This window comes from Streptomyces bullii (assembly GCF_042657145.1).
GTDB classification, from domain to species: Bacteria; Actinomycetota; Actinomycetes; order Streptomycetales; family Streptomycetaceae; genus Streptomyces; species Streptomyces bullii.
The window spans coordinates 1-20036 of record NZ_JBHSNY010000021.1 but is presented as its reverse complement, the minus strand read 5'-3'; the positions used below and the strand labels follow the sequence as shown (position 1 = coordinate 20036).

Sequence of the window (20036 nt, the reverse complement as noted above, 5' to 3'; positions counted from 1 at the left end):
CTACAACGCGGCCGATGCCGAACTTGATGCCCTCACCCGCGAGGCCCTGCGCCGCGGCATGCCCGTGCCGACCGCAGGCCGTGGAACGGACAACACAGCCAGCAGCCATCGGCGAAGCGCGGCTATCGGCGTTGCTCGTCAATGAGCTCGAGGTAGCGGGTGTACTGGGCGCCGGTGATCTGGCGGTTGCGGACGAGGCTTCCTTCTTCCATGCGGTAGGTGCGGTCGGGATCGCCCTTGAAGGAGAGCCAGTTGAAGGACGTGGTGACCCAGACGTCGTCGTAGACGAGGACCTTGGCGTGGGTGCTCTTGAGGCGGGTGAAGGTGAACTTGTCCTGGTGGCGGGCGGCGAGGTTGTTGAGCTTGCGGACGGCCGCCGGGTCGGTCTTGGTGTCGTTGTCTTCGTAGCCGTAGGCGATGTCGACCTTCACGCCGCGCGCCAGGCGGGTTTCCAGCTTGCTGAGGAACGTGGTGGTGATGATCGCGTTCTTGATCCACGGTGAGATGATGAGCAGGCGGCGCCGGGCGTGGGTGAGGGCTTCGTCGAGGATTTCCGGGTGCTCGAAGACGCCGATGGCGCGGATCTCGTCCGCTTGCGGCTGCGGTGCCGCCGGCGGGGCTGGGGTAGGGCTTTGGGCGCCGAGCTGGAAGGCAGCCTGCTCGGCGCGGTGCTGGATGACTTCCTGCAGGGGGACCCGGGCCCTTTCCAGGTCGGGTTCCAGGACGGGCCGCTCTGGCGGCGGGGCGACTGTGATGCCGAGGGCCTTGGCACCGCCGTGGCCGATCAGGGCGAGTTCGTGAGCGTGGCTGAGTTCCCCGTCGACGACGACGCCGAGCTGGATCTCGCTGCGCTCTTCGTCGGCGTACACGAGGATCTTGACTGGGAGCACGCGGCGTGACGGGGCCTGGGTGATGGTCTTGACCTGGAGTACCTCGCGGTCGGTGGTGCCGTTCTCGCGGAGCAGGGCGGTGATGTCGGCCGCAGTGATGTCGCTGTCATCGACCGGTCCGGACCGTGCGGAAGGCAGCATGATCAGGCCGTCGTCCTCGGCCTGGCCGCGCCGCAGGGTGGTGTGCCGGTAGTAGGGGGCCACCTTCCACAGCACCTGGTCGTAGACCAGGGGCTGGTTGACACGGACGGGTGCGACGGCGGCAGCCTTCTGGACGGTGACGCGGCCCCGGTCGGTCAGTCGCAGCGCTCGGCTGCCGGAATCGGCTCCCTGCGCTGAAGGCGCCCACTTGAGGCTGTCCGAGTGGAACAGGTCGGCGACGGTCTGGTCCACCATGCGCTCGGGGAGGCCGAGCATGCCGGAGATGCCGCGCTGGCTGTTCACGCCCTGGTCGACCAGCCGCAGCACGAACTCCTCCATCAGCGGAAGGTCCTTGCTGTCCTGGGCGAGGACCTCGGCCGTGAGCAGGGCGACGGGCAGCGCGGCGTCGACGATGGTGACCAGTTCGAGCCCGGGGCGGGCGTTGCGGAAGCGGACGGCCAGGAGGCTGTCGGGGCTGAAGCTAGGCATTGCGGATCTCGCACTCCTCCGGGTGGCCGCTGATGTAGTCGAGGACGTCGCGCAGGGCCCCGGGCTTGCTCCGGCAGAAGCCGGCGTCGCCGACGATGATCAGACCGAAGCGCGCCCGGCTGAGGGCGACGTTGATGCGGCGCCAGTAGGGCTGGCCGAGGAACCCGAAATGCCCGTGCATGTTGCTGCGGGTCACGGAGAAGACGGTGAGGTCGCATTCGCGGCCCTGGACGGCGTCGACCGACAAGACTTCCGGGGTGATGTGCTTGAGCTTCAGGGAGGCCAGGCGGCGCGTGAGCTCTTGGACCTGGCGGCCGTACGGGGCGATGACCAGGACGTCGAGGCGCTTGCCTTCGGGAACCTTGATCACTTTTTTGTCGATGGCCTGGTCGATCACCTCCAGGCGGCTCATCGCCAGCTTGGCTTCGAGGGGGTTGGAGATGCTGGTCTCGGCGGTGGTCCGGTCGGATTCACGCCTGCCGGGCAGGGCGCTGGTGTCCAGCCAGAGCACCGGCTTGTTGATCGTGTCGTATCCGGGCAGCGTGTGGTCGTTGGGCGAGATCAGCTTCCCGTTGTAGAAGCAGGTGCTGATCATGTTGCCGATCGTCGGCGTCATCCGGTACTGCTCGCGCAGCAGGTGCTTGACGGGAGTGTCCGTGCAGTTGGCGAGGTACTGGAACAGCGTGGTCATCACCAGCTCGGGGATGAGCTGGTGGTCGGCCATGATCTTCTCGTCGCGCAGCAGATCCTCGTCGATGGGCGGCAGCTGGTTGGTGTCGCCGACCAGGACCCACCGCTTGGCCCGGGCCAGCGGCACCAGGGCCTCGGTCGCGGTGGCCTTCGATGCCTCGTCGAAGATGCACAGGTCGAAGTCCAGGTCCCTCACCGCGCGGTGGCCGAGGAAGCCCAGAGCGGTACCGCCGATGACCTGCCGGGTCCGCAGGAACGCGCTGATGAGATTCTGGTCGGTGCCGATACGCTGCAGCCACTCACCCTGCAGGCGCAGCAGATCCATCAGCTCCCGCCCCGGCCTGGACGGGCCGAGGAGGGCTTCGACCGCGTCGCGGGCATCCGCGGCGCTGAGGTCCTCGCGAAGGGTGAGTTCGCCGGTGAGCATGGACTGGACCTGGGCGAACAGCTCGGAGCGCTGCTGGAGGAGCTGTTCGTGGCGGGCGCGGGTGGTGACGAGCTCCTCGGCGAGATCCCGGGCGGAGCTGGTGCGGTCGGGTGCCGGCCGGTTCGACAGTTCCTCCAGCTTGGCCGCCACGTGCGCCAGACTGGCGGCCACGGAGGCGAGTTCCTCCAGCACGAGGGCCGCCTTCAGATGGCGGGCCTCCATCTGGTTGCCGGCCGCCACCGCGTCCAGGTACTTCTCCGCCCGCGCCCGAACGCCCTGGGTCCACTTTTTGATCTGCTTGTCCAGCAGCAGCGGCTGGGCGCTCTCGGCCACCCGCGGATCGCCGACGTGGCCCAGGCGGACCAGGCCGCTGATGCCGGCGTCCTCGATGCGCTTGAGCGCGTTGTCGATGGCGATATGGGTCTGGGAGACGATGAGGATCCGGGCGTGAGGGTTGCGCTTGAGGGTCTGCTCGACGATCTCGGCGATCACGGTGGTCTTGCCGGTGCCGGGTGGCCCCTCGACGAGGAGGAGGTCCTGGCTGCCCAGGGCGTGGGCGACGACGTCCCGCTTGCTCTTGTCGAGGTCGGCGCGGAACCAGCTGGTGACCTCTGCGGGCGGTCGCGAGGGGATGGCCGCCGGGTTGTCGATGATCTGCCGAAGGAGCGGGTTGGCTGTCTGACCGGCGGCGACGGCGCTCAACGCATCGCGCTGACGGCTGATGGCGACCTGACTCGGCCCGAGGAAAGGCAGCAGGACGCCCCGGGAAGGAAGGACCGCCTTGGGGCGCGTCATCCGCAGCACGACGGTGTCGCCGGTGTGGTTGGTCATCTCGCCGCGGTCGATGGTTCTGCTGTAGGGGTACTCCGCCACCGACCACTCCTGGCCGATCTCCACAACGGTGTCCGGCGAGGCCAGGTGGAACACGCGGGTCTGACCGCCGCCCTCCATCCGCTCGTACTCGATCGGCAGCCGGCCCTCGGCCGCGACATCCTCGCGAGCATCCAGCACCCGGCGCCAGCCATCGAACAAGTCACCGAGCTGGTGGCTCTTGCGGACCTTGGCCTGCTGCTCGCGCGCGTCCAGATGCTCGTCGAGGCTCTCCAGCAGCAGGTTGAGCCCGAGGTACGCCGGATCCTCACCCGGATCGTCGAAGGTCCAGGTCAGGATGGGCCCGAGCTTGAGCGCGGACGCGCGGCGCTTGGCCAGCCACTCATCCGGCTTCTCCTCCGCGGAGATGATCACGCACCGGTCCGAGTGCTCCTCGTCGTTGACCAGGCGCAGAAACAGCGTCCGGCCGAACACTCGCACTGTGGTGGTGTCGATCTCACTGGTCTGCGGGTTGTAGCCGTAGTCGACGTGCACGGTGCCGGAGATGTCCTGGAGGACATCGGCCTTCACCCGGGTCCAGTCGATCTCCCCGCCGGCTGGGGCGCTGCTGAGACTCTCGGCCGCGCGGCGCGTCATCTTCAGCCAGAGCCCGTTGCGGCGGCGGGCGTCCCGGTTGCCGCACACCCGTTCGGCTTCCAGAAGCCGGTGCTCCAGCACGCTGGCGTTGGCCGGCCGCTTCTGCGGGTCGTAGTCGATGCAGGACTTCAAGATGTCCCGGATCTCCGCATCCAGATCCAGCTCATCGAGAACGTTCGCCAGGTCGGGATAGTCGCGGGCCTTGTTGCGGGAGAGGACCTGGATGGCGAGGACCGCGTAGGCGTAGACGTCCCGGACATAGGGGATCGCATCGCTCTGCTCCGGCGGCGCATACAGAGTGGAGCGGAAGTCGGCCACGGTCTCGTCCGTGACGGTCGCGGCCTTGGAGAGAATCTTGGCGATCCCGAAGTCGGCGAGCTTGACCGTGCCGTCGTCGCTCAGCAGCACGTTGCCCGGTTTCAGGTCCCGGTGCTCGATCTGGTGCTCATGCGCGTAGGAGAGCGCGGACGCCAGTGGCCTGCCGATGCGGGTGAAGTACGCCTGCCAGTCCAGAGGGCGGCCGCCTGCCATGTCCTCTTTGAGGCTGCGATCGATCCACTCCAGCGCGATGAAATACCGCTCGCTTTCGGCATCCCAGCCGGAGTCGAGCATGCGCACGATGTGGGGGTGCTCTAGGGCCTTGAGCGCCCCAGTCTCCCGCTCCAGGAAGATCCGGCTGACCGCGTCATCCCGCTGCTTGAGCAGCTTGACGGCCACGTAGTCACCACCCTCGCTGGTGACATCGACCGCCTTGCGGACCTCTGACAGACCACCGCGCCTGGCTTCCTGAGGGAGCAACAGAAACCGGCCGTTGATCGTCGTCCCCACCCACTGCTCCTCGCTCAACGCTGCTGCCTGTGCAGCTAGCCCCGAACTCTTCATCTTGCCAGGGGGCCGCGCCACCGATCAGTCGTTTGGCGAGATGGCCGATGCGAAGGGGTGCTCGCGGGCGGGAACACGCGACTGGCCAGGGCCTTTCCGACAACCTCGCGGTCCTCACCCCCGCGGAACTGGACCTGCTGTGCCCCCCCGCCACGGCGCCTACGGCCGGATCTGCGCCCGCATGGCCGATCACACGCCGGACCTTCACCTGGGCCGGGCCCAGGACGGCGCGTGGATCGCCTGGCTGACGACGGCTGACGCCTGACCGCCCGACCCGGCGCGAGAACGTCGGCGCTCAGAACTCGTCGGCGCGCAGCGGGACGAGTTCGGCGACCTCGAACTGGGTCGTCTCCGGGTGCAGTTCGAGGAAGCGGGCGATGACCTGGGCGTGCGCCTGACCGGTAAAGAGGTCCAGCGCCACGCGGTCGAGGGGACCGTCGTCCAGCTGCAGGTACGTCATGGCCAGATGGGCGCCGTGGTGCAGAGCGTCTTTCTCGGTGGGGTAGGTCCAGGTGCTCAGCCCGCGTTCCGGCTCGCTGCGGTGCAGCAGAACCCACGGGCCGCCAGCCGCCCCCTCAGGCGCGTCGACCAGGGCCCGGCAGGTGCGGCACCACGTCGCGTTCGCGGCAAGCCGCTCCGCCGAACCGGCACCCCACACCGGCTCCGGCACGGTGACGGGCGCGACATCCGGCCATACGGGCAGGGCCCGCGGCTCCCGGGTGAGCAGTTCGGGGACCCGGTAGGCGGTGCGGGCGCGGCCCTTCCTGCCGGCCGAAGGCTGCCACAGTGCCCGCGGCCACGGCTCGTCGAGCGTCACCGAGGGGCCGCGGCTGAGGGGGGATGGCCGAGGTCGACCGAGTCCCCGTCGGAGGGGATCGGCTCCTCCCCCGGAGGCAGCGGAAGCAGCCACCCGGCCGTGTCCTTCACCCAGGGCTGCCCGCAGCCGCCGCACCAGTGCACGGCGGCATCCTGCTCGGCGGGGCTGTCGTACCAGTCCGGCTCCTCCTCGCCCAGCCCGAGGCGCGCCATGGCGGCCGACTTCTCGCACGGGCAGGACGGGAACCGGTAGAGCTGCACATCGGGCTGCTCGTCGCGCGAAGCGTGCAGCCACGCCGGATGGACACCCAGCGCCCCCGCCAGCGCCTCCCGCTCACGATTCCGGGCCGGGAGCGGCCCGCCGTCCAGTGCCCGATCTGGTGCGCGCCGACGCCGACGTCGCCCCCCAGGCCGACCGCGGTCCTCGCGGCCGCCTCCTGCAACAGCCGCAGACGCCGCGCGAAAGGGGACATCTCCAGCAGCACCCACACCGGGTGCTCCCCACGGGGTTCGAAGTGATCCGGATCGTCTTCCCACACCTCATGGAGCTCGTTGTAGGACGAGGCGTGCTCGGCCAGCGTCTCGGTCACCCACCGGCGCACCGCGGCGTCGTCCATCCACTGCTCATCGGTAGGCCCCTGAGCTGCCGCGTCCGCGTTCTCCGCCACTACCAGTTCCTCGTGCAGCGGGAACAGCCACTCCTCGACGGCCAGCAGCGCCCGGGAGGCGACGACACGGCGAGCCGGCTCCGGCGCCGCGCCGCTCAGCACTCCCGACAGCACGTCGACGGCTCGCACCACCAGCCGGTCCTGCTGCTTCCCCCAACTGCTCACCCTTGACCCCACTCCCGCAGCCGCCGCGGCCCCGCACGTGCCACATCATCCCGCCCACGACACGGACGCGGGTGGCAACGCCCGAAGTTCACCCACACCAAAACAGACCTGCCACGCACCCCACGCCAACCAGCAACGCCCGCCAACAGACCCAGCACAACCGCCAGCTACACGGCCGCATACGCTGTGCCGATGCCCGTCGTACCCCCGCTCTTCAGCGATGCTGAGACCGACCACCCCGCCATCGCCCAGTGGTGCTCCACCATCCTGGCTGGCGACACTGCCCGCCTGCTCCTCCTGGGACCGCACTGGTCCGGCGAGTCCCACGCCGCTTACGCCGGGCTGCGCCGTCTCCTCGCCGCCGGCTACCGCGAGGAGAACATCACCGTCCACCAGGCCCACGATCTCGGGCGCAGCTACGAGCCCAGCTTGATCGAGAACACCACCGCCGTCACGGTCATCGACGACCTGACCCCCTCCGTCGACCTGGTGCGCGAGGCGAAGGTGCCGCTGAAGCCGGCCCCCGCCGACGTCCAGGCCATGATGGCCCTGGAGACCGGAGCACTCGCGGATGCCGTCGCCCGCCTGAGCCTGCTGCCGCGGCGCTCCTGGCTCCTGATTGCCTCGAACATCGACTGCCTCGTCGACGCGGTCGGCCACGAGACCGCCGAGCGCCTCGTCGCCGTCGCCGAGCAGGCCGAACTCGCCCCCCGCCCTCGGCCGACCCTGCGCTGGTAGCAGCCGGACACGCAGCACGCCCGCCGCACCTCAACCAGCTGGACTACGCTGCGCGTCGTCGTCGGGGAGAAGGAAGGGCGGGCTGTGGCCAAGCGGACGAACGGCTCCGAGAAGAACCGCAAGGAGCCGCTGTCCGGCGTTGCGCGCCGGCTGTGGGCGTTCTCCGGCAACGAATGCGCCTGGGGCGACCCGCACTGCTCAACGCGGCTGGTCACGGAGGAGGGTGCCTGGGTCGGCAAGATCGCCCACATTATCGGCGCCGAGCCCGGCAGTGCCCGTCACGAGGCGTGGGACGGCAAGGACGTCGATCAGCTGCGTGACTTCGACAACCTGATGCTGCTGTGCGGGGTGCACCACGACCTGATCGACAGCAGCGTCACCCGGCACGACTACACCGTCGAGTACCTGCGGGCGGTCAAACAGAAGCACGAGGCCAAGTACCGGTACACGGTCGACGACATCGAAGCCGAGTTCCGGGACACGGTCAACGGCTCCCTGGTCCGGCCCGCCACCACGATGCGCCGCTTCTTCGCCTGGGAGGATGCCAACCAGGATCCGGAGGACGAACAGGACGTCCTTGAGCTGGTCAACCGCTTCGCGGGGCGTGTCGGCGGTCTTACGCGGATGGCCCGACAGGTCCTCGCCCTCGTGGTGCACGAGGAGACCACGGACTTCGAACTGGTGCTGAGGCGCTTCTCGACGGACCGTACGACGCTGCTCAGCGTCGTACGCGAACTCCAGAAGGCGGAGATGGTCTACCTCCACGCCGAGGAGTACGACGAGGACCGCGGACAACTGTCCCTGCTCGGTGGCGCTCTGGAGGGCGTCCCCGAAATGTGGGACGAGCTTCGAGGCTTCTGCCGCGACGAGAAGGTAGACCTCAAGGAAATCCTGGTGGATCTCGACTTCTCCCGCTTGGACTGAGCCGCCGACGGGCCTTCCCAGCTCGATGACTGAGGCCACGGTATCGGCGTGGGCCGGTGCGCACGCGGGTGGTTGAGGGATGGATTTGGCGTCGGGATCGAGTTGGAGAACGTGCGCGACGTAGGGCCACCAGTAGTCGGGCGTACGCTCGCCGGTCATCCATTTGCGCGCGTATTGGCGCTGTAATCGGCCAGGACCGCTGCCCTCGGCCTGGCCCACGGCGCGCGCCAGCTGGCTGGGGCCCCAGCCGCGTTCCCGGCAGGCCGCGCGGATCAGGTGCGCGAGGTGCTGAGCGTGCGGTGTGCGCGTCATTCCGTCACCCCGTCCCTGGACTACGCGGGACTACGGAGGAGTCCATCCTTCCCTCTTCCTGGGGCGCGCACGCGGCGCTTGACTGAACTTTCCCTCCGTTCGAACACGTGCCGCCTGTAAGGAGCCCACTGGGTCGCGTGTAGGTCGCTCCACGTCCAGGAGCGGTCCCGCGCAACGTGCGAAGGAAGCGCGGGACCGCAGGCCGCGGCCGTCCTGTCCGAGCCGGGCACTTGGACCGTACGTCGCCCTGCCGCGAGATGCCTCCGCGGTACCCCGTTCGGGGGACCGCCGCACCAACGGCGGTAGGCCTCGCCAGCACCCACGATTCCGTTTGCCCAGGTCACCTTGCGACACCAGGGTCAGGCACATGAGGCACGCTTTTCGTGTCGTGCCGGGGCCGCGCGCCGTACAGCCCGGGCACAGTGTTTCCTCCGTGGCCCGGGTGGGTTACGGGGAGAGCTGCTCCAGAAGCCAGGTGATGACGGCCCGGACGGTTCCGGAGACAGCACCACTGAGAGCGGCGCCGGTCAGGGTCAGGCGCTCGTGGCGCGTCTGAGGCGTGCGGGGCATGGAACCTCCACAGTCGTGGTCATCTGGTGGGCAGCCGGCCGGCTCGCTGTCCACGTTCGACCCCGGCCGCGGTCGGTTCGCTGGTTCCTTCACGTGAGGGTCGGACGGCCTTCTACGATCCGACGCATGCTGGATCCCGAACTGCTGGAACGGATCACCGCGCGCCGTGCGGAACTGGACGACTCGAAGAACAGCTGGCCAAGCAGTTGGAGGAGGTGCGGGCCGAGCGGGACGAACTCGCCGTCGCCGAACGCGTCCTTGAGCGGGTGAGCGAGCAGCTCGCCGACGAACGCGCCTCGGCCGCCCCGGCGCCGGGGCAGGTGGGCGGCCGTGCGGTGATGCTGATCCCGCACCGCACTCCGGACGCGGAGGAGACCGTGCTCCCGCCGGACTACCAGCGCATCCTCGCTGCCGTGCGACAGGCCGCCGGACCGGTCATGGCCCGCCAGGTCGGCGAGATGCTGGGAGTCGACGTCACCGTGCGGGCCAAGCTGGAGCCGCTGCGCGGGAGACTGGTCAGACTCGTCGATCGCGGCTGGCTGCGCAAACTGCCCGACGGCCGCTTCACCACCCGCCTCTGACCGGGGACGCTATCGCCCCCAGTGGTGCGCCGTAGGCGTAACCACGGTGCCTCCGGCCGCCGTTGCATTTGTGTCATGAAAACCAAGGAACGCGCCGAGGACACCTGCCCGCTTGTTTACCAGTGCCGTCTGCCGCTGTCACGCGCACCGTCAAGCACCTCGCAGATCTCCTGCGTCGCCACCTGAAGGCGATACGGTCCCGGTGGCGGATCCTGCCGCCCGGGAAGATCGCGGTGATCGTGCTGGCCGTGCTGCGTCACGACCAGCGCCTGGCCGACATGGCCGGCGGGAACAACGTCTCCGAGTCCACCGTCCGCCGCTGGCGCGACGAGCTGATCACCCTGCTCGCTGCCCAGGACCCGCGCCTGGACCGGGCCTTGAAGAAGGTCGCCAAGCAGGGCGGGGAGGTGGTCCTGATCGACGGCACCCTCATCCCCACCCAGCGCCGCACCGGAAAGGCCGACCGGCGCAACTACTCCGGAAAGCACCCCCATCACGGCCTACACTCCTCGCCCTGACCGACGAGAGAGGCCGCCTGATCTGGATATCAGCCGCCAGACCCGGCCGTACCCACGACGACAGCGCCGCCCGCCACGACCACATCCTGGCCCACCTACGCGCCGCCGGCCTCGGGGCGCTCGCGGACCTCGGATTCCGCGGCCTGGACAACGACGTACGCAACCCCGTGATCGTCACCGGCTTTCACGCCAGCCGCACCCACAAGCTCACCTCCGCCGCAAAAACCGCCAACCGAGTCCTCGCCGTCGGACGCGCGCCGGTCGAACACGGCTTCGCCCACCTCAAGAACTGGCGAATACTCACCAAGCTCCGCACCGATCCCGCTCGCGCAACGGGTCTTCTACCAGCCCTGCTCATTCTGACGAACCTCGAAGTCAACCGCTGACAGACGATCTACTCAGCGGACTGCCGCCCGCGACCAGCGTTAGCACCCAGAGGAGCGGTCACGCCAGCCCTTCGACCTGTGTCTTCAGGTTGGCGGAGGCTCGGTGCAGAGCCACCACGGTCTCCACCACCGCACGGGCCCGCTCCACCTGTTCATCGCGCAGCGCCTGCAGAGCCCGGACGACGTCCGTCGGTGCATCGGCGAGGACCTGGCCGACGAAGTGCGCGATGGTGCGGGCGATCCCCGGCGCGGCAGCCGCGGGGGCATGCGTGGCCCACTCCCTGATCGCCATCAGGGAGATGACGCCGACCTCGTCCAGGACGAAGGAGTCAGCGCAAGGGTCGGTGTCGTCGGACAACGCGGTCACGGGGAAGACGATCAGTTCCGCGATGCCCGGCAGCAGCCCGGGAAGCTGTTCCACCTCGGGTGCGAGCCGCGCGGCCTGGACGTCGTCTCCGGCCTCAACCGCCAGGATGTAGTCGAAGCCGAGCTGGACCAGGTGCCGGGGGAAGCGAGGGAACGATGGGGGACATGGGCAGCTCCTGACGTACGGACGCCGTGCCGATCACGGCGATGTCCCAGCAGGGTCCGCCCGTGAGCCTGTGGACAGAGGACGGAGAACCCTCCCTCCCCGTCCGGGCGGGATAAATCGTGTGACGTTGCTCGATAGCTGGCGGATTCGCTCAGTAGCTGGCGGACAGTGGCCAGGTATGCGGGGATGCGGTCCCTTCAGGCACCTGGGTCACTCCTGTGAGGTACGCCAGTGCTGGGCCCACGCGCAATGCGCTCCCACTGCTTCTCGTGCGCCGGCAGACCGCTCAGTACAGGGGGAAGGTGCACGGCAAAGGCGTTGGACGTGACTGCTGGCGGGTGAGTATGCGGCACAGCGAGTTGGCATCGGAGTCGAGCACCGCAGCTTGCTTACAGTCTGGGACCGGGACGCCGACTGGGACGACCCTGGTGCGACAAGCCCTTGGGGATCTGATTGGTGCCTTGCCGGAGGGGATCCGGCCGGTGGCCGAGTATCACCTGGCGGTCGGTCCGTCGTGGCAGGCCGGGGAGGCGCAGGGCGGTAAGGGCACCAGGGGTGCGCTGGTGCTGGCCTGTGCCCGGGCGGTGGGCGGGTGCGAGAGGTCAGCGGTGCCCGGGGCTGTGGCGGTGGAGCTGGTGCACGGCTTCTCACTGCTGCATGACGACATCATGGACGGTGACCGGCTGCGTCGTCATCGTCCGGCGGCCTGGGTGCGGTTCGGCGTGGCGGCGGCCTTGCTGACCGGGGATGCCCTGCTGGCGCAGGCGGTCCGGGTGCTTGAGCAGACCGGCTCTCAGCGGGCGGTGTCGGTGCTCGCCGAGACCTTGGACGGCCTGATGCGGGGTCAGAGCATGGACATGGCCTTCGAACAGCGCGACCGGGTGACGCGTGAGGAGTACCTGGTCATGGTGGAGGCCAAGTCCGGGTCTTTGATCGGTGCTGCCTGCGCCTTGGGCGCCGTGCTTGCCGGAGCACCCGATGCGACCGTAGCGGCTCTGGAGCAGTTCGGACGGCGGGCCGGGACCGCCTTCCAGTGTGTCGATGACGTGCTGGGGCTGTGGGGGGACCCGCAGCGAACGGGCAAACCGTCGGGCGGGGACGTGATCCGAGGAAAGAAGACGTATCCCTTGGTAGCTGCCCTGGGCGGTGACGGCCCGGCGGCCCGCCGCACCCGGGAGCTGTACGCGTGCCCGGGCGCCTGGTCGCCTGGGCGGGTGGCTGAGCTGGCGCGGGCGGTGGAGGAGGCGGACGGCCGGGCCACGGCCGAGCGGGAAGCCGCTGCGCAAATCCGTCAAGGACTTGGATGCCTGGATGAGATCCAGCTGCCTGCACGGGCGAGGGCGGAACTGGCCGAGCTGGCCGAGGGGATGATCCGCCGCCAGTGCTGAGCCGTACCCGACAGTTGCCAGCGGGCGCGGGGGAGATGAGGGGGCGAGCATGACGGCAAACGACCGGCCGGACCAGGCTCCGCAGGAGCAGGCACAAGGGCCGACGAAGGCAGTGTCACCGGCGTCCACCCCACAGCACGGGGACAGGCGGCCGCCACGTGGTGGGCGTGCCGGGCCCGTCCGGACCTTTCGTGCAGGTCGAGCACCTGGCGGGCTACCGGGCCTGGGACACCTGCCGCGAATGGTGGCCGATCCCTGGGCGTTCCTCCGGACGCTGCCCGCGCATGGCGATCTGGTGACGGTGATGATCGGCCCTCAGGCGGTGCACACGCTGTGCGACCCTGCCTTGCTGCACCAGGTCCTGGTCGATGATCGCCGCTACGACAAGGGCGGTCCGCTGTTCGACAAGGCGCGTGAGGTGCTCGGCGACGGTCTGGCCACCTGCCCGCACGAGGTTCACCGGCGGCTGCGCCGCCTGGTCCAGCCGGCCTTCCACCCCTCACGGCTGCCCGGATACGCGGACTTGATGGCCCGGCAGATCGCCGACGTGATCGACGGGTGGCAGGACGGGCAGGTCATCGACGTGCCCGGGCAGACGCACGCGATCGCCGCCGGCGTGGCAACCACGACGATGTTCTCCACCCGGATCGATCCCCGCCAAGTGGCCGCAACCCGCCGTAGCGTACAGATCGCGATGAGCGGCATCTACCGCCGGCTGCTGACCCCGAACGGCCTGGACCGGCTTCCCCTGCCCGCCAACCGCCGCTACGACCAGGCCCGCGCCCGGCTGCACCGCACCGTCGACGACATCGTCACCCGCGCCTGCGACGGGCCCGGCACCGATCACGGCGACCTGCTGTCCACCCTGCTGGCCGCCAGTGACGGCCCGGACGGCCTGTCCCCACGAGAGATCACCGACCAGGTGGTCACCTTCTTCGTCAGCGGCGTCACCAGCATCACCAGCGGACTGGCCTGGGCCCTGCACATGCTCACCCAACACCCGGACCTCGCCGACCAGGTGCATCAGGAGGCCGACGACGTCCTCGGCGGCCGCACCGCAACCTGGCAGGACTGGCCCCACCTTGGCCTGACCCGCCGGTTCGTCACCGAGACGATGCGCCTTTACCCACCCGGTTGGATCTTCACGCGCAAGGTCACGGCCCACACCCACCTCGCCGGACGCATCCTGCCAGCCGGTTCCGTCCTGGCCTTCAGCCCCTACCTGCTGCACCACCGCCCCGACCTGTTCCCGGAGCCCGAGCGGTTCGACCCCGGCCGGTGGACACCGGAACGCGCCGCGGACATCCCGCCATACGCCTACGTGCCCTTCGGCGCGGGCCCGCGCAAGTGCATCGGCGAGACCTTCACCCTCCTGCAGTCCACCCTGGTCCTTGCCTCCATCGCGGCCCGCTGGCGCCTGCACCCCGTTCCCGGGCAGCGGGTCCGCCCGGCCCTCCGCGCCACGCTTGTACCCCGCCGTCTGCACCTTCGACTCGAGGCCCGCCCCTGACAGGCCCGCCGCACACCCGAGCAGAAAGGCCCGCACATGGACAGCAGCCCCACGAGCCATACCGCTGCTCCCGTCCCGGCCCTGACGATACCCCCGCTGCGACGGCGTTACCCGCTGCGTCGCAGCGCCCACTACGACGCCGCCCTCGCCGACGAAGTCGACACCTGGTTCCTGTCCTTCGGACTCCCGACCCCGCAGCAGCAGGCGTACCGCCGCACCAACCACGCCTACTTAGCCGCGGTCTGCTGGCCTTCCGCCGACCGGCGCACCCTGGCCGACCTCGCCCGTCTGGCAGCCGCCGTGATGGCCCGCGACCACGAGATCGACTCTGCACCCCACCCGCGGGCCCTCGCCGCCGCCCGCTCCTTCCTGAACGACGCCCGCCACCACTTCACCCCCCACGCCGACTCCGACCCCCGCTGGGCACCGGTCTTCATCAACCTGTGGCAGCGCATCGCCACTCACCGAACGGACCGGTTCATGGACCGTCTCGCCGACGCCATCGCCACCTACCTCACCGGATGCCTCACCTGGCTCCAGACCACCGCCAACGACAGCCCACCCGCCGGCCTCGATGCGTACCTGGCCACCCGCCGCACCACCATCGCCCAGCGCGTCGACCACCTGCTCACCGAGATGAGCCTGGGTCTGGACCTGTCCCCCGCCGCTCTGGCCCACTCGTTGACAAAGCGCCTGCACGCCCTGGACGTGGAGCGCACCATCCTCGTCCAAGACCTGCTGTCCGCTCCCAAGGAACTCGCCGATGGCGAAACGGAAAACCTGCTCACGGTCCTGGCGGCCGAGCGGCAGTGCACCTTCGCCGAGGCCCTGCCCGACGCGCTACGCCTGTACGAGCAGGCCATGGACGCTTACGACCACGCCCACCACCAACTGCTGCACACCGAGCTCGGCCGCCAGCCACCCATCCGCGCCTACCTGAACGCCCTGAACGACTTCAACACCGGCCTGATCGAGTGGACCACCCACTCCCCGCGCTATGCCCGTACCGCACAGGCCGACTGGACGACACCCGACGAGATCATCCAGCCAGCTGACGCCGCCCTCCCCGGAAGCAGCGGGCGCGCCGACAGGTAGTCACAGATGGCAGGGAAACGCCGGACACCGGCATCCTCGACCCGTCACGTGTTGGCTCCCACCAAGGACCAGGGCACCGGGAGGACACTCACACCCCGACTCGCCGACTGCCAAGCAACAAACTCGCCAACCACGATGCAACATGCTCCGCCGACCAGCAGTGACACGCGGCCGACTCGCCAACTATCGCGCGCATGCACAAATCAGGCTGCAAGGGCCAAACCCGGCCCCCTTGTCCACCATGGTCGGCCCGACCACGCACCCCTTGTCGATGTGCGCGCCGCCGTCCCCACGTTCCGCGTTTCCCCTAATCCAGGGTGTAAGCGGCTCGAACCGGCGCCCGCAAGAGGGCAGCGAGCGGCTTGCGACGGACAGCGGTACGCCTTGGCCCTCTCCGGCCCTTGAGCCCGTGGCCTTGGAGGTGAGGGCCGACACCGGTTGTCGACGACTTCGGGCAGCGCTTGTCGATCACCGGACCGTGAAATGTTGCCGCTCTGGGAAGGGAGGTGTTGTCGGTGGGTGAGGCCAGCGGCGCCGTTGCCGTGGGAAGTGAAATGGCGGCGTCCCGGACAGTCACGTTCGCCGGGTCTTTCGTGTAGTTGACGGCCGCGTGTCACCGTGGAGCCGCTCGCGGTGACGCGCCACGGCATCGTTGTTGGCGCAGCGCACGGAGCAGTAGACGCGTCGGCCGTTGCGGGAGGTGTCGACGAATGCCAGACCGCAGTCGTGGCGCGCGCAGCGCCCCAGCCGCTCGGCACCGGCGGAACACACGACGTAGGCGAGTCCGGCTGCGGTGACGGCTCTGACGTGCGCGGCTGCGTCGGCGCCAGTGGCGCTGTAGTGCAGATGGGGCCGGCCGTCGTGCAGGGAGATCCGGGGGCTGCTGGAGGCGTCGGCGAGAAGTGCATTGACTGCCTGGCACCGCTCTTCGAGATCCTGCCGCCCGAAGCACGCGGCCAGGCGCCGGCTCCATGTCCAGATCGTCTCGGCCTGCACGGCGGTGAGTGCGCGGTGCACCACGCCGTGCGTGGCGAGTAGTGGTTCCAGGTGCTCGGGCGGTGGCGGCGCGGTCAGGTTGACCAGGTCCGCGGCCAGCCGGGCGGTCTCCCCGCCGTAATGGTTGAAATGCATAAGGCGATTACATCATCGTATGGCGTCCGAGCCGTAGTGGTGCGCGGCGGCAGGCCGGGTGGCCAGCACGGCCGTCAGGCAGAGCCTGGCAGCGCTGACCCCGGAGAGGACCCGGAGGAGCACGACGGTGAAGATCCCCCGCGCACCGTGGCAGGGCGCCGCGACGGCTCCGGCGTTGATGCTGGCTCAGATCGTCAGCCTTCAAGCGGGTTCGGCCGTGGCCAAGGATGCCTATGGGACAGTCGGTCCCACGGCGCTGGCCGGTATGCGGTTGTTTTTCTCGGCCGCGATCCTGTGGGTACTGGTCCGGCCGCGACTGCGGGAGGTCACGGCTGTGCAGTGGCGGGCGGCGATCTCACTTGGTCTGGTTTTCGCGGCCATGAACTTGGCGTACTTCCAGGCCATCAGCCGCCTGCCGATCGGGGTGGCCGCAACCTTGGAGCTGCTCGGGCCGCTCACCTTGTCGATCGTTCTGTCCCGTCGGCTTGAGCACCTCGCGGTGGCGTTGCTGGCGCTTGCGGGTGTACTCCTGCTGGCCACCCCGGGAGCCTCGCTCTCCGCCGCCGGGCTGCTGCTGGGGGGCGCCGCCGCGCTGTGCCGGGCCAGGTATGTGGTCCTGAGTCAGCAAGTCGGGCGCCTGTTGCCCGACTGGACGGGCCTGACCCTGGCGCCGGCCTGCGGCTCCTGCGTGCTGACTCCGATCACCGCCGTCACAGACGGTGGCACGGTGGCGGCCCACCCTGCCGTCCTCGGCACCGGGCTCATGGTGGCCCTCTTCTCCTCCCTGATCCCGTACTCGCTGGATATGACGGTCCTGCGGCGCATTGATGTGCGCGCCTTCGGAGTGCTGCTCGCACTGAGCCCCGCCGTCGCGGCGGGGGTCGGTTTCGTCTTGCTGCACGAGCAGCTCACAGCACGTCAACTGTGTGCCATAACGCTGGTAGTCCTAGCCGGCGCCTGGTCGGTGCGCCGCGCCGCTCAGCGTGTCGGACCTCCCAATCGCACCGGCGCTCGTCCCGCGTGAGCCCCGCCCAATGTAATGGTTGAAGTGCCTTAGACAGTGACGCCATGTTGGTGGCATGACTCCCGCATCCGCGGTCACGCCGTCGGACGACCGCTGCCCCGTCTGCCACGCGCCGACTCCGGCGGAAACGCAGTTGTGGACGCTGAGGTCCCACCACCGCACTTCTGAAGGTGAGGTCGAATACTGCGTCGGCGGCTGCGGCTGTCTCGTCATCCTGGTCAACGGCGAGATGATCAAGAGCCTCTCCGTCGACCGCCGGTAGCCCTTGCTGAAGCCCCACCAGTAGGGCGAGGCATACGGGTCAGCCCGCGGTAGTGCCCTGAGCGGCGGCCCTCGCTTGGGTGAGGGCGAGGCGGTAGGAGTCGGTGCCGGTCTGGATCAGGTTGCCGCCGAAGGTGAGCCGGTCGACGATGGCCGCGCAAAGCCGGGGATCGGCGAAGGTCTTGGTCCAGCCGCTGAAACTCTCGTTCGAGGCGACGCTGTTCTTCTCCTCGCGTTCCGTCAGAACCTGGAACAGCAGCTCAGCACCCCGGCGGTCCAGCTCCATATAGCCCAGCTCATCAATGCAGAGAAGATCGACTCGGCCGTATCAGGCGATGGTCTTGGTCAGTACTTTCTCGTCCGCGGCCTCGACCAGTTCGTTGACGAGTTTCGTGGCGAGTGTGTAGCGGACCCGGTAGCCGGCCATCGCGGCTTCGGTACCCAGCGCGATCAGCAGATGCGACTTGCCGGTGCCCGAGTCGCCGATCAGGCAGAGCGGCATGCCCTTCTTGCCCCACTCGCAGGTCGCCAGGGTGTGGATGACCGCCGGGTCCACGCTGGGGTTCGCCTCGAAGTCGAAGGCTCGCAGTGATTTCTCGCGTGGGAACTGGGCGGCCTTGATCCGCCGTTCCGAACGGCGGCGGGCCCGGTCGTCGCATTCGGCCATCAGCAGTTCGGCGAGGAAGCCGCGATACGACATCTGGTCACGGGCGGCTGCCTCGGCCAGCTCGGGGAACTGGGCCCGGATGGTGGGCAGCCGCAGCATGCGGCATGCCTGGTCGACAGCCGCGTCGGCGGCCTGTTCGGTCAGTCCGCGCTGGCGTTTGAACGTCGTCATGGCCTGTCTGCCTCGACGGCGGACCGCTCCGGCCGCTGCCTCGGTCTCAGCAACTGGTCGTAGGCCGCGACCGACGGCAGCGGCCGGTTGTCGGGCGGCAGGTGGGCCAGCCGCCGTTCGGTCAGGAACGTCACACTCGCCCGGTCCGGCTCCGGATCCGCCGTAGCGGGCGTGGCTTCGTCGGCCTCGGCGGCCTTGCGGACCTCCAGCGCGACCGCGTCTGCGGTCAGTGCGCCGGCCCGCAGGGCGGCGGCCAGCCCGGTCACCAGGTACTCGTGGTGAAAATGTCGGCCCAGCAGCAGGACCTCGATCAGCGCCCGGGTGCCGTCCCGGTCGCCGTGGGCCTTGCAGGCTGCCGCCCACCATGCAAGACATCGCGTTGAGTTCAGCAAGGGAGTCGACTTCCGGGACGGGGACCAGGTGGTTTCTCCGGAACCAGCCGATCTGGCCTTCCACCCCGCCCTTCTCATGGGCTCCTTAGAGTCCCGGGCGGCAGTACATGCTTTCGATGCCGTAGTGCGAACGGAACGCGGTCCACCGCTCGTTCTCCAACCGTGCTCTCGACAGGACCAGCACCCGGGCGACCGCGGCCCGCAGGTTGCCATAGCGCACCTTGCCCCAGGGGACGCCGCCCAGCACGCTGAGAGCGTGGACGTGGCCTTCGAAGAACGCCTCCTGGCCGCAGGAGGCGAAGACGCGGTGCACCGACTTGCCCGAATACGACAGGCGCATCGCGAACAGGAACACCTTGACCTGCTCATCGGCCAGACGGATCGTCACGTCCCCGAAGTCGACCTCGGCTTCCGCCCCCGGCAGGTGGGTCTGCGGGATGAACGTGTTCAGCGGCCCGCGTCCCGCCTCGATCCGTATCTGCGGTCGGCGCACAGCGACATAAGCCCGCACCATCGGATAGGTCACCTACACCGCACCGTGCTCGTCCAACAGCCCGTCGAAGATCCGCTTAACGGTGTGCCGCTGCTTGCGCGGCGCGTCCAGATCCGCCCGCAGCATCTGGTCGATCACCGGCTTGAACGCATCCAGCCGCTTCTTGCGGGGCGGCAGCTGCTTGCGCGGCTCCGGCCAGACGGACTCCACAGCCGCCTTCACCGTCCGGAAGCCAACCCCGTACTTTCGCTGCAGGGCTCGGTTCGACATCCCCGCTCGGACATCACGGCGGATCGCCGCGTACAGATCGACCTTGGACTTCGGTGGCACCGGCGCTCCCTCACCACGCAGAGCACTCCAAGCCTCCCACAGCAAGCACCCAAGTGGTGTCAAAACTCAGCGATATCCCTCTCCGCCAACACCGGGCGATGTCGACGCCGATCGACAACCGGTGTCACGACTCACCGATAAAGCCAGGCCCGCTCTGAGACTGGCGCCGCTGTCCACCCGGTGGGTTTCGTGGCGGTGACGTGGGTGTCGGGCAACGCCTGAAGTCAGCCTGGCCCGCGAGGCCTCCCGTTAGGGGTCCTTTCAGAATGCTGGGATCTTGCGGGCGAGGGTCATGCAGTGGGCGAGCTGGAGGAACGCGTCGTGCATGTCGTCTCGGGTTTCCCAGCGGGTCCGTAAGCGGCGAGGGCCGTGGAGCCA

Annotated in this window: 21 protein-coding genes and 2 pseudogenes; 11 read left to right on the top strand and 12 right to left on the bottom strand. The window is 69.0% G+C overall.

Going from position 1 to position 20036, the window contains the following annotated elements; translation table 11 throughout:
* Nucleotides 1–122 precede the first annotated feature (122 nt).
* Both ACFPZJ_RS37890 and ACFPZJ_RS37885 read right to left on the bottom strand, forming a co-directional pair.
* On the bottom strand, nt 123–1520 hold the full coding sequence (locus ACFPZJ_RS37890; protein ID WP_381031369.1) for a phospholipase D-like domain-containing protein: 1398 nt from the start codon (nt 1518–1520) through the stop codon (nt 123–125).
* On the bottom strand, nt 1513–4932 hold the full coding sequence (locus ACFPZJ_RS37885; RefSeq protein WP_381031367.1) for an AAA domain-containing protein: 3420 nt from the start codon (nt 4930–4932) through the stop codon (nt 1513–1515). Before ACFPZJ_RS37885 ends, ACFPZJ_RS37890 begins: the two co-directional genes overlap by 8 nt.
* A gap of 193 nt (nt 4933–5125) precedes the next feature.
* On the opposite strand from ACFPZJ_RS37885, the gene ACFPZJ_RS37880 reads away from it, so the two are divergent.
* Complete coding sequence (locus tag ACFPZJ_RS37880) at nt 5126–5251, top strand: hypothetical protein (RefSeq protein WP_381031365.1); 126 nt, start codon at nt 5126–5128, stop codon at nt 5249–5251.
* 30 nt (nt 5252–5281) lie between these two features.
* Here the strand turns inward: ACFPZJ_RS37880 and ACFPZJ_RS37875 are convergent, their stop codons facing one another.
* A complete protein-coding gene (locus ACFPZJ_RS37875) occupies nt 5282–5803 on the bottom strand; it encodes a hypothetical protein (protein WP_381031363.1) in 522 nt (173 codons plus the stop codon).
* 106 nt (nt 5804–5909) lie between these two features.
* The gene (locus tag ACFPZJ_RS37870) at nt 5910–6635 is read right to left on the bottom strand and encodes a hypothetical protein (protein WP_381031361.1); all 726 of its coding nucleotides are present in this window, start codon (nt 6633–6635) and stop codon (nt 5910–5912) included.
* A gap of 192 nt (nt 6636–6827) precedes the next feature.
* Between ACFPZJ_RS37870 and ACFPZJ_RS37865 the strand changes: the two genes are divergently transcribed.
* Nucleotides 6828–7373, top strand: coding sequence for a hypothetical protein (locus tag ACFPZJ_RS37865; protein ID WP_381031359.1), 546 nt, complete (start codon nt 6828–6830; stop codon nt 7371–7373).
* An 84-nt stretch (nt 7374–7457) separates the two neighbouring features.
* The gene (locus ACFPZJ_RS37860) at nt 7458–8297 is read left to right on the top strand and encodes a hypothetical protein (protein ID WP_381031357.1); all 840 of its coding nucleotides are present in this window, start codon (nt 7458–7460) and stop codon (nt 8295–8297) included.
* A gap of 759 nt (nt 8298–9056) precedes the next feature.
* Here the strand turns inward: ACFPZJ_RS37860 and ACFPZJ_RS37855 are convergent.
* Nucleotides 9057–9179 carry a hypothetical protein gene (locus ACFPZJ_RS37855; protein ID WP_381031355.1) on the bottom strand — a complete coding sequence of 41 codons (123 nt, stop codon included), beginning with the start codon at nt 9177–9179 and terminating at the stop codon, nt 9057–9059.
* Nucleotides 9180–9394: 215 nt separating this feature from the next.
* On the opposite strand from ACFPZJ_RS37855, the gene ACFPZJ_RS37850 reads away from it, so the two are divergent.
* The 3 genes from ACFPZJ_RS37850 to ACFPZJ_RS37840 all read left to right on the top strand — a co-directional run bounded on the left by ACFPZJ_RS37850 (nt 9395) and on the right by ACFPZJ_RS37840 (nt 10664).
* Nucleotides 9395–9760 carry a hypothetical protein gene (locus ACFPZJ_RS37850; protein ID WP_381031353.1) on the top strand — a complete coding sequence of 122 codons (366 nt, stop codon included), beginning with the start codon at nt 9395–9397 and terminating at the stop codon, nt 9758–9760.
* A 122-nt stretch (nt 9761–9882) separates the two neighbouring features.
* Nucleotides 9883–10278 carry a hypothetical protein gene (locus tag ACFPZJ_RS37845; protein WP_381031420.1) on the top strand — a complete coding sequence of 132 codons (396 nt, stop codon included), beginning with the start codon at nt 9883–9885 and terminating at the stop codon, nt 10276–10278.
* Nucleotides 10275–10664, top strand: coding sequence for a transposase family protein (locus tag ACFPZJ_RS37840; protein WP_381031418.1), 390 nt, complete (start codon nt 10275–10277; stop codon nt 10662–10664). The genes ACFPZJ_RS37845 and ACFPZJ_RS37840 overlap by 4 nt, the downstream gene beginning before the upstream one ends.
* Nucleotides 10665–10722: 58 nt before the next feature.
* On the opposite strand, the gene ACFPZJ_RS37835 is transcribed toward ACFPZJ_RS37840, so the two are convergent.
* Complete coding sequence (locus ACFPZJ_RS37835) at nt 10723–11085, bottom strand: hypothetical protein (RefSeq protein ID WP_381031351.1); 363 nt, start codon at nt 11083–11085, stop codon at nt 10723–10725.
* A 593-nt stretch (nt 11086–11678) separates the two neighbouring features.
* Between ACFPZJ_RS37835 and ACFPZJ_RS37830 the strand changes: the two genes are divergently transcribed.
* The 3 genes from ACFPZJ_RS37830 to ACFPZJ_RS37820 all read left to right on the top strand — a co-directional run bounded on the left by ACFPZJ_RS37830 (nt 11679) and on the right by ACFPZJ_RS37820 (nt 15189).
* Nucleotides 11679–12584 (top strand): polyprenyl synthetase family protein, encoded by a 906-nt coding sequence (locus ACFPZJ_RS37830; protein ID WP_381031350.1) that lies wholly within the window; start codon nt 11679–11681, stop codon nt 12582–12584.
* Nucleotides 12585–12807: 223 nt separating this feature from the next.
* Complete coding sequence (locus ACFPZJ_RS37825) at nt 12808–14094, top strand: cytochrome P450 (protein WP_381031416.1); 1287 nt, start codon at nt 12808–12810, stop codon at nt 14092–14094.
* A 36-nt stretch (nt 14095–14130) separates the two neighbouring features.
* Nucleotides 14131–15189 (top strand): terpene synthase family protein, encoded by a 1059-nt coding sequence (locus tag ACFPZJ_RS37820; RefSeq protein WP_381031348.1) that lies wholly within the window; start codon nt 14131–14133, stop codon nt 15187–15189.
* A gap of 573 nt (nt 15190–15762) precedes the next feature.
* Here ACFPZJ_RS37820 and ACFPZJ_RS37815 read toward each other — a convergent pair.
* Nucleotides 15763–16320, bottom strand: a complete 558-nt coding sequence (locus ACFPZJ_RS37815; RefSeq protein ID WP_381031346.1) for a CGNR zinc finger domain-containing protein — start codon at nt 16318–16320, stop codon at nt 15763–15765.
* Between the two features lie 127 nt (nt 16321–16447).
* Here ACFPZJ_RS37815 and ACFPZJ_RS37810 point away from each other — a divergent pair, with 127 nt between their 5' ends.
* On the top strand, nt 16448–17344 hold the full coding sequence (locus ACFPZJ_RS37810) for an EamA family transporter (protein ID WP_381031345.1): 897 nt from the start codon (nt 16448–16450) through the stop codon (nt 17342–17344).
* A 55-nt stretch (nt 17345–17399) separates the two neighbouring features.
* Nucleotides 17400–17606, top strand: a complete 207-nt coding sequence (locus ACFPZJ_RS37805) for a hypothetical protein (protein ID WP_381031343.1) — start codon at nt 17400–17402, stop codon at nt 17604–17606.
* A 39-nt stretch (nt 17607–17645) separates the two neighbouring features.
* On the opposite strand, the pseudogene istB reads toward ACFPZJ_RS37805, so the two are convergent.
* The 5 genes and pseudogenes from istB to ACFPZJ_RS37790 form a co-directional block, all read right to left on the bottom strand.
* Nucleotides 17646–18443 (bottom strand): annotated as a pseudogene (istB, locus tag ACFPZJ_RS37800) (IS21-like element helper ATPase IstB).
* A complete protein-coding gene (locus ACFPZJ_RS39880) occupies nt 18440–18835 on the bottom strand; it encodes a hypothetical protein (protein WP_417801346.1) in 396 nt (131 codons plus the stop codon). Before ACFPZJ_RS39880 ends, istB begins: the two are co-directional and overlap by 4 nt.
* 85 nt (nt 18836–18920) lie before the next feature.
* Nucleotides 18921–19361: a hypothetical protein gene (locus ACFPZJ_RS39875; protein WP_417801345.1), complete on the bottom strand. Its 441-nt coding sequence runs from the start codon at nt 19359–19361 to the stop codon at nt 18921–18923.
* Nucleotides 19362–19658, bottom strand: coding sequence for a hypothetical protein (locus ACFPZJ_RS39870; RefSeq protein ID WP_417801344.1), 297 nt, complete (start codon nt 19656–19658; stop codon nt 19362–19364).
* A gap of 261 nt (nt 19659–19919) precedes the next feature.
* Nucleotides 19920–20036, bottom strand: a pseudogene (locus ACFPZJ_RS37790) (IS5/IS1182 family transposase); the annotation flags it as partial.